The organism is Maricaulis sp. (assembly GCF_017642925.1).
Taxonomy (GTDB): Bacteria; Pseudomonadota; Alphaproteobacteria; order Caulobacterales; family Maricaulaceae; genus Maricaulis.
This window is the reverse complement of the sequence record NZ_JAEPOL010000028.1, coordinates 18,612-30,357: the sequence shown is the minus strand read 5'-3', so window position 1 is coordinate 30,357 and position 11,746 is coordinate 18,612. Positions and strand designations below refer to the sequence as shown.

Here is an 11,746-nt window from a genome sequence, read left to right as displayed (position 1 = left end):
GAGATGGTGATGCCGGGCGACAATGTGGAAATGAATGTCGAGCTGATCACGCCGATCGCCATGGAAGAGAAGCTGCGCTTCGCTATCCGTGAAGGCGGCCGTACCGTCGGCGCAGGCGTCGTTTCCAAGATCGTCGAGTAACAAGAAATCCGGGCAGGGCGGTGCCTTGAGTGCCGCCCTGCTCATTGCTCTTTTTGAAAGTTTAGAAACGGGATCGGTTTGATGGAACGTCAAAACATCCGCATTCGCCTCAAGGCGTTCGATCACCGGGTTCTGGATAATTCCACCCGGGAGATTGTCTCCACCGCCAAGCGCACCGGCGCGAACGTTCGCGGTCCGATTCCGCTGCCGACGCGCATCGAGAAGTTCACGGTGCTGCGCTCGCCGCATATCGACAAGAAGTCGCGCGAGCAGTTCGAGATCCGGACTCACAAGCGTCTTCTCGACATTGTTGACCCCACCCCGCAGACAGTTGACGCGCTGATGAAGCTCGACCTGTCGGCCGGTGTGGACGTCGAGATCAAGCTGGGAGCGTAGGGTTATGCGCCAGGAAGATCGTAGAACCGGCGTGATCGCCCGCAAGCTGGGCATGACGCGTATTTTCGCCGATGACGGCGTGCACGTGCCTTGCACCGTGCTGCAGCTGGACGGCGTCCAGGTCGTGTCGCACAAGACGGCAGACCGTGACGGCTATGTCGCCCTGCAGCTGGGTGCTGGTGAAGCCAAGGCCAAGCGGACGCCGAAGGCGCTGCGCGGTCACTTCGCCAAGGCCAATGTGGCTCCGAAGCGCAAGCTGGTCGAGTTCCGCGTTGCCGAGGACGCCCTGATCGAAGTCGGCGCCGAGCTGACGGCCGATCACTTCGTCCCGGGCCAGAAGGTCGACGTTGCCGGCATTTCGATCGGTAAGGGTTTCGCCGGTGCCATGAAGCGGCACAATTTCGGCGGCCTGCGCGCCTCGCACGGCGTGTCGATCTCGCACCGTTCCCACGGTTCCACCGGCCAGTGCCAGGACCCGGGCAAGGTGTTCAAGGGCAAGAAGATGGCCGGTCACATGGGTGCAACCCGCGTGACCACGCAAAATATCGAAGTTGTCCGCGTCGATGCGGATCGCGGCCTCATCCTGGTCAAGGGTGCGGTGCCGGGATCGGCCGGCGGCTGGGTCGAGCTGCGCGATGCCATCAAGGGCTATGGCGACATGGAACTCCCGCTGCCGGGCAAGTTCCGGACGCTGGACGAAGTGAACGCGCCGGCTGCTGAAGCGGCTCCGGCTGTCGAGAACGACGCTGCGCCGGCGGAAGCCGAAGCGGCAGCGACGGATGCGGCCGCCGATGGTGAAGAAGGAACGCAAGCATGAAGATCGAGGTAAAAACCCTCGCGGCGAAGGACGCCGGTGCTATCGATCTCGACGATGCCGTCTTCGGCATTGAAGAGGTGCGCTCCGACCTCCTGCAGCGCGTTGTGAAGTGGCAGTTGGCGGCACGCCAGCAGGGCACGCACAAGACGCTCGGCCGCTCGGAAATCGCTCGCACGAAGAAGAAGTTCGGCCGGCAAAAAGGCGGTGGCGGTGCACGTCACGGCGCCCGTTCGGCTCCGATCTTCGTCGGCGGCGGCAAGGCTCACGGTCCGCGCGTGCGCTCTCACGCTCATGATCTTCCCAAGAAGGTCCGTGCGCTGGGTCTGCGTCACGCCCTGTCGTCCAAAGCCGGTTCCAAGGCGCTCATCATCCTGGATGATGCCGTCCTGACCGAGCCGAAGACGAAGGATCTGCGGGCTTCGCTCGAAGGTCTGGGCATTTCCAACGCCCTGTTCATCTCCGGTGAGCAGGTCGACGAGAACTTCGCCAAGGCTGCTCGCAACCTGCCGCTCATCGACGTGCTGCCCGCGCAGGGCCTGAACGTCTATGACGTGCTGCGTCGCGACACCCTGGTGCTGACGAAGGCTGCCGTGGAGAAGATCCACGAACGCCTGAGCGCGAAGGAGGCTTAAAATGACGGCTGCTGCGCGCCATTACGATACGATCCTGGGACCGGTGATCACGGAAAAGTCCACCCTGCTGTCCGAAGACGGCAAGGTTGTCTTCTTCGTCCCGCTGAACGCCAACAAGAAGGAGATCGCGGAAGCGGTCGAACAACTCTTCAAAGTGAAGGTGACAGCGGTGAATACGATCAAGGTTCACGGCAAGACCAAGCGTTTCCGTGGCATCCACGGTAAGCGCAATGACCAGAAGAAAGCGGTCGTGACTCTCGCAGAGGGTCACTCGATCGACGTGACGACGGGTCTGTAAGATGGCTTTGAAAACATTCAAACCGACTTCTCCGGGCCGCCGCGCCCTCGTGCTCGTGGATCGCTCCGCGCTGCACAAGGGCCGTCCGGAAAAGACGCTGGTTGAAGGCCTCACCAAAAAGGGTGGCCGCAACAATACCGGTCGCATCACGGCCCGCCGTCGTGGCGGTGGCGCGAAGCGCCTGTACCGTGTGATCGATTTCAAGCGCCGCAAGTGGGACGTTCCCGCGACCGTCGAGCGTCTGGAATACGATCCGAACCGGACGGCTTTCATCGCGCTCCTCAACTACGAGGACGGCGAAAAGGCCTACATCCTGGCGCCGCAGCGCCTGTCGGAAGGCGATGTTGTCATCGCGTCCGCCAAGTGCGACGTGAAGCCGGGCAATGCCATGCCGCTGAAGGCTGTGCCGGTCGGTACGATCCTGCACAATGTCGAGATGAAGCCGGAGAAGGGTGGTCAGATCGCCCGTTCCGCCGGTGCGTATGTCCAGCTCGTCGGCCGTGACGCCGGCTATGCCCAGATCCGCCTGTCTTCGGGCGAGCTGCGCATGGTTCCGGATACCTGCATGGCGACGGTCGGTGCGGTTTCGAACCCGGACCACCTGAACATCAATCTCGGCAAGGCCGGTCGCAATCGCCACCTGGGTCGTCGCCCGTCCGTTCGCGGCGTCGTGATGAACCCGGTCGACCACCCGCACGGCGGTGGTGAAGGCCGGACCTCGGGCGGCCGTCACCCGGTGACCCCGTGGGGCAAGCCGACCAAGGGTGCGAAGACGCGCAAGAACAAGTCTACGGACAAGTTCATCATCCGCTCGCGCCACGAGCGCAAGAAGCGATAGGGAGCCGACGATGCCTCGTTCTGTCTGGAAAGGTCCGTTCGTCGACGGCTATCTGCTGAAAAAAGCGGAAAAGTCGCACGAGGGCGGGCGCAAGCAAGCGATCAAGACCTGGTCGCGCCGTTCCACCATCATGCCGCAATTCGTGGGTCTGACCTTCCAGGTCCACAACGGCAACAAGTTTGTGCCGGTGCTGGTGACCGAAGACATGGTCGGCCACAAGCTCGGCGAGTTCGCTCCGTCCCGGACCTATTACGGTCACGCGGCGGACAAGAAAGCGAAGCGGAGATAAGCGATGGGCCAGTCTGCCAATCCCCGTCGCGTCGCTGACAACGAAGCGCGCGCCAAGCTGCGGATGATCCGCACCAGCCCGCAGAAGCTCAACCTGGTTGCCGCGATGATCCGCGGCAAGAAGGTCGAGCGTGCGCTGGCGGATCTCGAGTTTTCGCGCAAGCGCATCGCCAAGGAGGTTCGCAAGACCCTCGAGTCCGCGATTGCCAATGCCGAGAACAATCACGGTCTCGACATCGACAGCCTTGTCGTGTCGGAAGCCTATGTCGGCAAGAACCTGGTCATGAAGCGGTACAAGGCGCGCGCCCGCGGTCGCGGCGCGAAGATCCTGAAGCCGTTTTCCGAGCTCACCATCGTGGTGCGCGAAGTCGAGGAGGCCGCCTGATGGGTCAGAAAATCAATCCGATCGGTCTGCGCCTTGGCGTCAACCGCACCTGGGAATCGCGCTGGTACGCCGGCGCAGGCGAGTACGCCAAGCTGCTTCATGAGGATCTGAAGATCCGCAAGATGCTGAAGGCGCGCCTGAAGAATGCCAGCGTGTCGAAGATCGTGATCGAGCGCCCGCACAAGAAGTGCCGCGTCACCATCCACACGGCCCGTCCGGGTGTGGTGATCGGCAAGAAGGGCTCGGACATCGAGACGCTCCGCAAGGAACTGTCGAAGATGGTCGATGGCGAGGTTTTTCTGAACCTGGTCGAAGTGCGCAAGCCCGAGATCGACGCCAATCTGGTGGCCGAGTCCATCGCCCAGCAGCTCGAGCGCCGCGTGGCTTTCCGCCGTGCGATGAAGCGTTCGATGCAGTCGGCGATGCGCATGGGCGCCAAGGGCTGCAAGATCGTCTGCGGTGGCCGCCTCGGCGGTGCCGAGATCGCGCGCTCCGAGCAGTACCAGGAGGGCTCTGTGCCGCTCCACACGCTGCGCGCCGACATCGACTACGGAACCGCCGAAGCCAAGACCGCGATGGGTATCATCGGCATCAAGGTCTGGATCTACAAAGGCGAGATCATGGATCACGACCCGATGGCCCAGGAGCGCCGTCTCCAGGAGTCGGGTGAGCAACGTGCCCGTTCGGGCCGTCAAGCCGCGTAAGGATATCAGCCATGCTGCAACCGAAACGCACAAAATTCCGCAAGGCGCACAAGGGCCGCATCAAGGGTGCTGCGAAGGGTGGCTATACGCTGAACTTCGGCTCCTACGGCCTCAAGGCGCTGCAGCCGGAACGCGTCACCGCACGCCAGATCGAAGCCACGCGCCGGGCCATCACCCGTCACATGAAGCGTGCCGGTCGCGTGTGGATCCGCATCTTCCCGGATGTGCCGGTTTCCAAGAAGCCGACCGAAGTCCGGATGGGTAAAGGTAAAGGCTCGCCCGAATTCTGGGCGTGCAAGGTCAAGCCTGGCCGCATCATGTTCGAGATCGACGGTGTTCCGGAGAGCGTCGCACGTGAGGCCCTGGCACTCGGCGCCGCGAAGCTGCCGATCAAGACCAAGATCGTCGCCCGGTTGGGCGAATAGGAGATCGGGCAATGAGCGATAAAGAACTCAAGGCCGTCGACGTTCGCGCCATGACGGACGACCAGCTTCAGGACGAACTCCTGAAGCGCAAGAAAGAGCAATTCAACCTGCGTTTCCAGCAGGCCGCCGGCCAGCTGGAAAACACCGCTCGCTACGGCAAGGTGCGCCGCGACATCGCGCGCATCCAGACCGTTCAGAGCGAGCGCAAGTCGCAGCAAGAGCAAGGGAGCTAAGCGATGCCTAAGCGTATCCTGCAAGGCGTCGTGGTGAGTGACAAAGGTGCCAAGACCGTGGTCGTGCGTGTGGAACGGACCTTCCTCCACCCGCTGCTCCGCAAGACGGTTCGTCGCACCAAGCGTTATCACGCGCATGACGAAGCCAATGCGTTCAAAGTGGGTGACCAGGTCCAGATCCAGGAATGTGCACCCAAGTCGAAACTGAAGCGGTGGGAGGTTGTCCCGGCGCAGGCTTAAGCCCGCAGGCCGAGACCCTTTCCTAAGGAGGATCTGCCATGATCCAGATGCAAACCAATCTGGACGTAGCCGACAATTCTGGCGCCCGCCGTGTGCAATGCATCAAGGTGCTGGGCGGTGCCAAGCGTCGCTACGCCCACGTGGGCGACATCATTGTCGTCTCCGTGAAAGAAGCCATCCCGCGTGGTCGCGTGAAGAAGGGTGATGTCCGCAAGGCCGTCGTCGTTCGCGTGGCCAAGGACATCAAGCGCAAGGACGGTTCCGTCATTCGCTTCGACTCCAACGCCGCGGTGATCATCAACAATAATAACGAGCCGCTCGGTACGCGTATCTTCGGCCCGGTTCCGCGTGAGCTTCGCTCCAAGAACCACATGAAGATCGTGTCGCTGGCGCCGGAGGTGCTGTAATGGCTGCCAAGATCAAGAAGGGCGACAAGGTCGTCATTCTCGCCGGCCGTGACAAGGGCAAGACCGGCGAGGTCATGAAAGTGGTTCCGGCCGAGGACAAGGTCTTCGTGGCGGGCGTGAATGTGGTCAAGCGCCACACCCGCCCGACCCAGACCGACCAGGGCGGCATCAAGGAAAAGGAAGCCGCGATCCACGTCTCGAACGTGGCGCTGGCCGATCCGAAAACCGGCGAACCGACGCGTGTCGGCTTCAAGACGCTTGATGACGGCCGCAAGGTCCGTGTCGCCAAAGCATCCGGTGAGGTCATCGATGTCTGAGGTTGCCACCTACACCCCGCGTCTTCGTGCGAAGTACCGTGACGAGATCAAGGCGCGCATGAAGGAAAAGTTCGGCTACGCGAACGACATGCAGATCCCGCGTCTGGACAAGATCGTGATCAACATGGGCGTTGGCGAAGCTGCCCAGGACTCCAAGAAAATCAAGGGTGCCCTTGAGGATCTGGAAGCCATTTCCGGCCAGAAGCCGGTCAAGACGGTTGCCAAGAAGTCCATCGCGGGCTTCAAGCTCCGCGAGGAGCAGGTGATCGGCGCGAAGGTGACCCTGCGCCAGGACCGTATGTACGAATTCCTGGATCGCCTGATCACCATCGCCCTGCCGCGTGTGCGTGACTTCCGCGGGCTCAACGGAAAGAGCTTCGACGGTCGTGGCAATTACGCGATGGGTCTGAAAGAGCATATCGTGTTCCCGGAAATCGACTACGACAAGGTCGAGAAGATCCGGGGTATGGATATCGTTGTCTGCACCACCGCAGGCAATGATGAGGAAGCGAAGGCCCTGCTGGCCGAGTTCGATTTTCCGTTTACGAACTAACGCAGCAGGAGAGCAGAGCCGCTCGGGCTCTGCACGCAGGAGGACTTAAATGGCGAAATCTTCCGCAGTTGAACGCAATCGCAAGCGGGAACGCATGTCGCAGCGCTATGCTGCCAAGCGTGCCGCACTGAAGGCGATCGCGCGCAATCAGGAACTGCCGGTTGAGGAGCGTTTTGCTGCTCAGCTGAAACTGGCCGGGCTGCCCCGCAACTCGGCTCCGTCGCGCATCCGCAACCGGTGTGAAGTCACCGGCCGCCCGCGCGCATTCTATCGCAAGCTGCGCATGTCGCGTATCGCGCTGCGTGAACTGGCCAGCCAGGGGATGATCCCGGGCATGGTCAAGTCGAGCTGGTAAGAGGGGGCCCGACATGTCTGTGAACGATCCTCTCGGCGATATGCTGACCCGTATCCGCAACGCGCTGATGCGCAACAAGCGGAACGTGAACACGCCGGCTTCGGCCCTTCGCCGCCGCGTGCTCGATGTGCTGAAGAGCGAAGGCTACATCCGCGATTACGCGGAAGTGGAACACGCCAACGGCCAGAAAGAGTTCGAAATCGAACTCAAGTATTTCGAAGGTGACTCGGTGATCCGCGAGATCAAGCGTATCTCCAAGCCGGGCCGCCGTGTGTATTCCGGTGTCAAGGACCTGCCGCTCGTCCAGAACGGCCTCGGCATCGCAATCCTGTCCACGCCCAAGGGCGTGATGTCGGATGCGACCGCTCGCGAGGCCAATGTGGGCGGCGAGATCCTCTGTCACGTGAGCTAAGGGAGCGAGCCAATGTCACGTATCGGTAAACTCCCCGTCGCCATTCCTTCCGGCGTCACCGCGACGCTCCAGGATGGCAGCCTGACCGTGAAGGGTCCCAAGGGCGAACTGTCCATGGCCTTCGTCGACGACGTTACCGTCACTCAGGGCGAAGATGGCATCACCATCAAGCCGGTCGACGAGTCCAAGAAGGCGCGTGCCATGTGGGGCATGCAGCGGGCACTGGTCGCCAATCTGGTGAAGGGCGTCGCTGACGGCTTCGAGAAGGATCTCGAACTGGTCGGCGTCGGTTACCGCGCCCAGATGCAGGGCTCTTCGCTGAAGCTGTCGCTGGGCCTGTCCCACGACGTCATCTATGACGCGCCCCAGGGTGTTACTCTGGCCTGTCCGAAGCCGACCGAGGTGAAGATCTCGGGCGCGGACAAGCAGAAGGTCGGTCAGGTCGCTGCGGAAATCCGTCGCTTCCGTCCGCCGGAACCCTACAAGGGCAAGGGCATCAAGTATGTCGGCGAATACATTCGCCGCAAAGAAGGCAAGAAGAAGTAGGGCGTGCGATGAAGACTCAACGCGAAAAATCGGTCCGGCGCGCCCAGCGCAACCGCACCCGCCTGCGCAAGTTCGCCAATGGGCGTCCGCGTCTGTCGGTGCACCGGTCCGCGAAAAACATCTATGCCCAGATCATCGACGATGTGGCGGGCAAGACCCTCGTTTCTGCTTCCTCTCTGGAGGAAGTGGCCCTGAAGGAACACTCCAAGGGCTGGGACACGAAGGCCGCAGAGATCGTGGGCAAGCTGATTGCCGAGCGCGCGGTGAAGGAAGGCGTCAAGGACGTCGTCTTCGACCGTGGCGGTTACATCTATCACGGGCGTGTCAAAGCGCTCGCAGAGGCGGCCCGCGAGGGCGGCCTGAACTTCTAAGGGAGCGGACGTATGGCTCATCAGAACGAGCAGCAGCGTGACCGCGGTGATCGCGGTGATCGCGGCGGCCGTGGCCGCGGCCGCGGACGCGACCGCGAACAGGAACGCGACGACGAGCTCGTAGACAAGCTCGTCCACATCAACCGCGTTGCCAAGACCGTGAAGGGCGGCCGGAACTTCCAGTTCGCCGCGCTCGTGGTTGTCGGCGATGCCAAGGGCCGTGTCGGCTTCGGTCAGGGCAAGGCACGTGAAGTGCCGGAAGCCATCCGCAAGGCGACCGACGAGGCCAAGAAGACGATGATCCGCGTGCCGCTTCGCGAGGGCCGCACCCTGCATCACGACACCAAGGGCCGCCACGGCGCTGGCAAGGTGATCCTGCGGGCTGCCCCTCCGGGTACCGGTGTTATCGCCGGCGGTCCGATGCGCGCCGTGCTGGAATCCCTCGGGGTCCAGGACGTCGTTGCCAAGTCGGTCGGCACCTCGAACCCGTACAACATGATCCGCGCCACCATGGATGCGCTGCGGTCGCAGTCGAGCCCGCGCTCGGTTGCTGCCAAGCGTGGCCTGAAGGTTGGCGATCTGGTGAACCGCCGCGATGACGGTGCGTCTTCGCCGGAAGCGATCGAAGCGTAAGGACTGCGAACCATGGCCAAGAAAACGCTCCGTGTTCGCCAGACGGGCAGCCCCACGCGCCGCCCTCAGGATCAGCGTGCAACGCTGACCGGTCTCGGCCTCGGCAAGATCGGTCGCGTTCGCGAACTGGAAGACACCCCGGCTGTCCGCGGCATGATCGCGAAAGTCAGCCACATGGTGGAAATCGTCGAGGAGTAGGTCCCTCAAGGGGAAACCGCTCCATCGAATGGAGAACGACATGCGTCTCAATCAACTGCGCGACAATGACGGCGCCGCCAAACTGCGCACCCGCGTCGGCCGTGGTATCGGCTCCGGCAAGGGCAAGACCGGCGGTCGCGGTGTCAAAGGCCAGAAGTCCCGTTCGGGCGTGGCCATCAAGGGCTTTGAAGGCGGTCAGATGCCGCTTCACATGCGTCTGCCGAAGCGGGGCTTCAACAAGCCGAACCGCAAGAGCTGGGCGGAAGTGAATGTCGGCCGTATCGAGAAGGCCATCGCTGAAGGCAAGATCGACGCGAAAAAGCCGATCGATGCCGAAGTCCTGATCGCGGCCGGCCTGGTCCGTCGTGAACTCGATGGCATCCGCCTCCTTGCGAAAGGTGAGCTCAAGTCCAAACTTGACGTCACCGTTGCCGGTGCCTCCAAGGCGGCCATCGAGGCTGTCGAAAAGGCGGGCGGCAAGGTGACCGTCGCCGTGGCCAAGGCCGCGGAATAGGACCCACGCTGACCTTTCGGGGACGAGTTTATGGCTTCAGCTGCCGAACAGCTTGCTGCGAACATGAATTTCAGCTCCTTCGCCAAGGCGAAGGAGCTGCAACAACGTATTCTGTTCACGATCGGGATCCTGATCGTCTACCGGATCGGTACCTTCGTACCGATCCCGGGGATCGATCCGGTCCAGTATGCGCGTGTGTTTGAACAGTTCCAGGGCGGGATCCTGAACATGTTCAACACGCTCGGCGGCGGTGCCGTCGAACGCATGGCGATCTTCGCGCTGAACGTGATGCCGTACATCTCGGCCTCGATCATCATGCAGCTCATGTCCGCCACCATTCCGAGCCTTGAAAAGCTCAAGAAGGAAGGGGGCGAGCAGGGGCGCCAGCAGATCAACCAGTACACGCGTTACCTGACCGTGCTGCTGGCGGCCGGACAGGCCTTTGCGATCGCGATCGGCATGAATACGCCGAACGCCGACGGCCTGACCATGGCTATCAATCCGGGACCCTTCTTCATCGCCTCGACGGTGATCACCCTGGTCGGCGGCACCATGCTGCTCCTGTGGCTGGGTGAACAGATCACGTCGCGCGGCGTGGGCAATGGTGTCTCGCTGATCATTTTCGCCGGTATCATCTCGGCCGTGCCGGGTCTGCTCGGCGGTGCGCTGAGCCAGGCGGCTTCAGGCGCCCTGGCGGCGCCGGTCTTCTTCGGCGGCATCCTCCTGGTGCTGGCCGGCCTGGTTCTGGTGGTCTTCATCGAGCGCTCGCAACGCCGGCTGCTCGTGCAATACCCCAAGCGCCAGCAGGGCAATCGCATGGTGGGCGGTGATACCTCCTTCCTGCCGCTCAAACTGAATACTGCGGGCGTGATCCCGCCGATCTTCGCCTCGTCGCTGCTCTTCCTGCCGGCCACGGCCGCCAGCTTCCAGCAGCAGTCGGGACCGGAATGGCTGCAGACCGTGGTCGCCTATCTCGGCCAGGGCTCGCCGCTCTTCCTGACGATGTATGCGGCGATGATCGTGTTCTTCTGTTTCTTCTACACGTCCGTCGTCTTCAATCCGGAAGATACTGCGGACAATCTGCGCAAGTATGGCGGCTTCCTGCCAGGCATTCGTCCGGGCAAGCGGACCGCGGAATATATCGATTTCGTGCTGTCCCGCCTGACGCTGATCGGCGCGATCTATCTGGTCGTGATCTGCATGGTTCCCATGCTGATGGGCGGCGGCGCAGCCATTGCCCTGGGCGGTACGTCCATCCTCATCGTCGTATCGGTGACGATGGACACGATTTCCCAGATCCAGTCCCATTTGCTGGCGCACCAGTATGAGGGGCTGATCAAGAAGTCGAAACTGCGGGGGCGCAAACGATGAACATCATCCTGTTCGGACCGCCGGGCTGCGGCAAGGGTACGCAAGCCAAGAAACTCGTTTCCGACCGCGGCTGGGTTCAGCTGTCGACCGGTGACATGCTGCGTGCGGCGATTGCGTCCGGTTCCGAACTCGGCAATCGGGTGAAGGCCATCGTCGATGGCGGGAACCTGGTTCCCGACGCGATCGTTATCGAACTGATCGAAGAGCGTCTGCCGGAGGCCGAATCGGCCGGCGGCGCGATTTTCGACGGCTTTCCGCGCACCGTCGCGCAGGCTGAAGCCCTGGATGCGGCGCTCGAGAAGCGCGGTACGCAGGTCGATGCGGTTGTCCGCCTTCTGGTGGATGAACAGGAACTTGTCGCACGGATGGAAAAGCGTGCGGCCGAAGAAGGACGTGCCGACGACAATATCGACGCGTTCAAGGTGCGCCTGAAAGCCTATCAGGATCAGACCGCGCCTCTGCTTCCCTTCTACGCCGCTCAAGGCAAGCTGAAGGAAGTCGAGGGCATGGGGTCGATGGAAGACGTCGCAGCGAGAATTGCTGCGGCACTGGACACGAAGTGACACACACCTGTTGCAACCCCATTGACGGGGCGGCAACGCTGACTGTAGATAGCGCCCTTCGCGAAACGGGCGAGCTCATGCGGCGACCGAAAGGTTGCCCATTGGTTCG

At 62.3% G+C, this 11,746-nt stretch carries 23 protein-coding genes and 1 pseudogene; all 24 read left to right on the top strand.

The genetic code is table 11. The features are described 5' to 3' along the window. Positions 1–141: pseudogene (gene tuf, locus JJ918_RS16715) on the top strand (elongation factor Tu); the annotation flags it as partial. A gap of 81 nt (positions 142–222) precedes the next feature. Next, a complete protein-coding gene (gene rpsJ, locus JJ918_RS16710; protein ID WP_011643734.1) occupies positions 223–537 on the top strand; it encodes a 30S ribosomal protein S10 in 315 nt (104 codons plus the stop codon). 4 nt (positions 538–541) lie between these two features. Beyond that, entirely contained in the window at positions 542–1,354 is an 813-nt protein-coding gene (gene rplC / locus JJ918_RS16705; RefSeq protein WP_367277734.1) for a 50S ribosomal protein L3, read from the top strand. Further along, the gene (gene rplD / locus JJ918_RS16700; protein ID WP_271185307.1) at positions 1,351–1,986 is read left to right on the top strand and encodes a 50S ribosomal protein L4; all 636 of its coding nucleotides are present in this window, start codon (positions 1,351–1,353) and stop codon (positions 1,984–1,986) included. Before rplC ends, rplD begins: the two co-directional genes overlap by 4 nt. A 1-nt stretch (position 1,987) precedes the next feature. Next, a complete protein-coding gene (locus JJ918_RS16695; RefSeq protein WP_291889895.1) occupies positions 1,988–2,284 on the top strand; it encodes a 50S ribosomal protein L23 in 297 nt (98 codons plus the stop codon). A gap of 1 nt (position 2,285) precedes the next feature. Next, positions 2,286–3,122 carry a 50S ribosomal protein L2 gene (gene rplB / locus JJ918_RS16690; protein WP_291889892.1) on the top strand — a complete coding sequence of 279 codons (837 nt, stop codon included), beginning with the start codon at positions 2,286–2,288 and terminating at the stop codon, positions 3,120–3,122. Positions 3,123–3,132: 10 nt separating this feature from the next. Beyond that, positions 3,133–3,411, top strand: a complete 279-nt coding sequence (gene rpsS, locus JJ918_RS16685; protein ID WP_271185310.1) for a 30S ribosomal protein S19 — start codon at positions 3,133–3,135, stop codon at positions 3,409–3,411. A 3-nt stretch (positions 3,412–3,414) separates the two neighbouring features. Continuing rightward, complete coding sequence (rplV, locus tag JJ918_RS16680; RefSeq protein WP_271185311.1) at positions 3,415–3,795, top strand: 50S ribosomal protein L22; 381 nt, start codon at positions 3,415–3,417, stop codon at positions 3,793–3,795. Beyond that, positions 3,795–4,499, top strand: a complete 705-nt coding sequence (gene rpsC, locus JJ918_RS16675; RefSeq protein WP_271185312.1) for a 30S ribosomal protein S3 — start codon at positions 3,795–3,797, stop codon at positions 4,497–4,499. The genes rplV and rpsC overlap by 1 nt, the downstream gene beginning before the upstream one ends. An 11-nt stretch (positions 4,500–4,510) precedes the next feature. Then, positions 4,511–4,924 (top strand): 50S ribosomal protein L16, encoded by a 414-nt coding sequence (gene rplP, locus JJ918_RS16670; RefSeq protein ID WP_271185313.1) that lies wholly within the window; start codon positions 4,511–4,513, stop codon positions 4,922–4,924. An 11-nt stretch (positions 4,925–4,935) separates the two neighbouring features. Then, complete coding sequence (rpmC, locus tag JJ918_RS16665; protein ID WP_271185314.1) at positions 4,936–5,157, top strand: 50S ribosomal protein L29; 222 nt, start codon at positions 4,936–4,938, stop codon at positions 5,155–5,157. A 3-nt stretch (positions 5,158–5,160) separates the two neighbouring features. Next, on the top strand, positions 5,161–5,397 hold the full coding sequence (rpsQ, locus tag JJ918_RS16660) for a 30S ribosomal protein S17 (protein ID WP_271185315.1): 237 nt from the start codon (positions 5,161–5,163) through the stop codon (positions 5,395–5,397). A gap of 38 nt (positions 5,398–5,435) precedes the next feature. Beyond that, positions 5,436–5,804: a 50S ribosomal protein L14 gene (gene rplN, locus JJ918_RS16655; RefSeq protein WP_271185316.1), complete on the top strand. Its 369-nt coding sequence runs from the start codon at positions 5,436–5,438 to the stop codon at positions 5,802–5,804. Continuing rightward, positions 5,804–6,121 carry a 50S ribosomal protein L24 gene (gene rplX / locus JJ918_RS16650; RefSeq protein ID WP_271185317.1) on the top strand — a complete coding sequence of 106 codons (318 nt, stop codon included), beginning with the start codon at positions 5,804–5,806 and terminating at the stop codon, positions 6,119–6,121. Before rplN ends, rplX begins: the two co-directional genes overlap by 1 nt. Further along, the gene (gene rplE, locus JJ918_RS16645; RefSeq protein ID WP_291889880.1) at positions 6,114–6,674 is read left to right on the top strand and encodes a 50S ribosomal protein L5; all 561 of its coding nucleotides are present in this window, start codon (positions 6,114–6,116) and stop codon (positions 6,672–6,674) included. The genes rplX and rplE overlap by 8 nt, the downstream gene beginning before the upstream one ends. A 49-nt stretch (positions 6,675–6,723) precedes the next feature. After that, positions 6,724–7,029 (top strand): 30S ribosomal protein S14, encoded by a 306-nt coding sequence (gene rpsN / locus JJ918_RS16640; RefSeq protein ID WP_291889877.1) that lies wholly within the window; start codon positions 6,724–6,726, stop codon positions 7,027–7,029. A gap of 13 nt (positions 7,030–7,042) precedes the next feature. Next, on the top strand, positions 7,043–7,441 hold the full coding sequence (gene rpsH, locus JJ918_RS16635) for a 30S ribosomal protein S8 (protein ID WP_271185320.1): 399 nt from the start codon (positions 7,043–7,045) through the stop codon (positions 7,439–7,441). A gap of 12 nt (positions 7,442–7,453) precedes the next feature. After that, entirely contained in the window at positions 7,454–7,987 is a 534-nt protein-coding gene (gene rplF, locus JJ918_RS16630) for a 50S ribosomal protein L6 (protein WP_291889874.1), read from the top strand. Positions 7,988–7,995: 8 nt separating this feature from the next. Then, positions 7,996–8,358 (top strand): 50S ribosomal protein L18, encoded by a 363-nt coding sequence (gene rplR / locus JJ918_RS16625; protein ID WP_271185322.1) that lies wholly within the window; start codon positions 7,996–7,998, stop codon positions 8,356–8,358. Positions 8,359–8,370: 12 nt separating this feature from the next. Continuing rightward, a complete protein-coding gene (gene rpsE / locus JJ918_RS16620) occupies positions 8,371–8,991 on the top strand; it encodes a 30S ribosomal protein S5 (RefSeq protein WP_271185323.1) in 621 nt (206 codons plus the stop codon). A gap of 12 nt (positions 8,992–9,003) precedes the next feature. After that, positions 9,004–9,189 carry a 50S ribosomal protein L30 gene (gene rpmD / locus JJ918_RS16615; protein ID WP_271185324.1) on the top strand — a complete coding sequence of 62 codons (186 nt, stop codon included), beginning with the start codon at positions 9,004–9,006 and terminating at the stop codon, positions 9,187–9,189. A 40-nt stretch (positions 9,190–9,229) separates the two neighbouring features. Beyond that, a complete protein-coding gene (gene rplO, locus JJ918_RS16610; RefSeq protein ID WP_291889869.1) occupies positions 9,230–9,703 on the top strand; it encodes a 50S ribosomal protein L15 in 474 nt (157 codons plus the stop codon). 30 nt (positions 9,704–9,733) lie between these two features. Further along, positions 9,734–11,074 (top strand): preprotein translocase subunit SecY, encoded by a 1,341-nt coding sequence (gene secY / locus JJ918_RS16605; RefSeq protein WP_348507880.1) that lies wholly within the window; start codon positions 9,734–9,736, stop codon positions 11,072–11,074. Continuing rightward, positions 11,071–11,637, top strand: a complete 567-nt coding sequence (locus JJ918_RS16600; RefSeq protein WP_291889867.1) for an adenylate kinase — start codon at positions 11,071–11,073, stop codon at positions 11,635–11,637. The genes secY and JJ918_RS16600 overlap by 4 nt, the downstream gene beginning before the upstream one ends. Positions 11,638–11,746 lie beyond the last annotated feature (109 nt).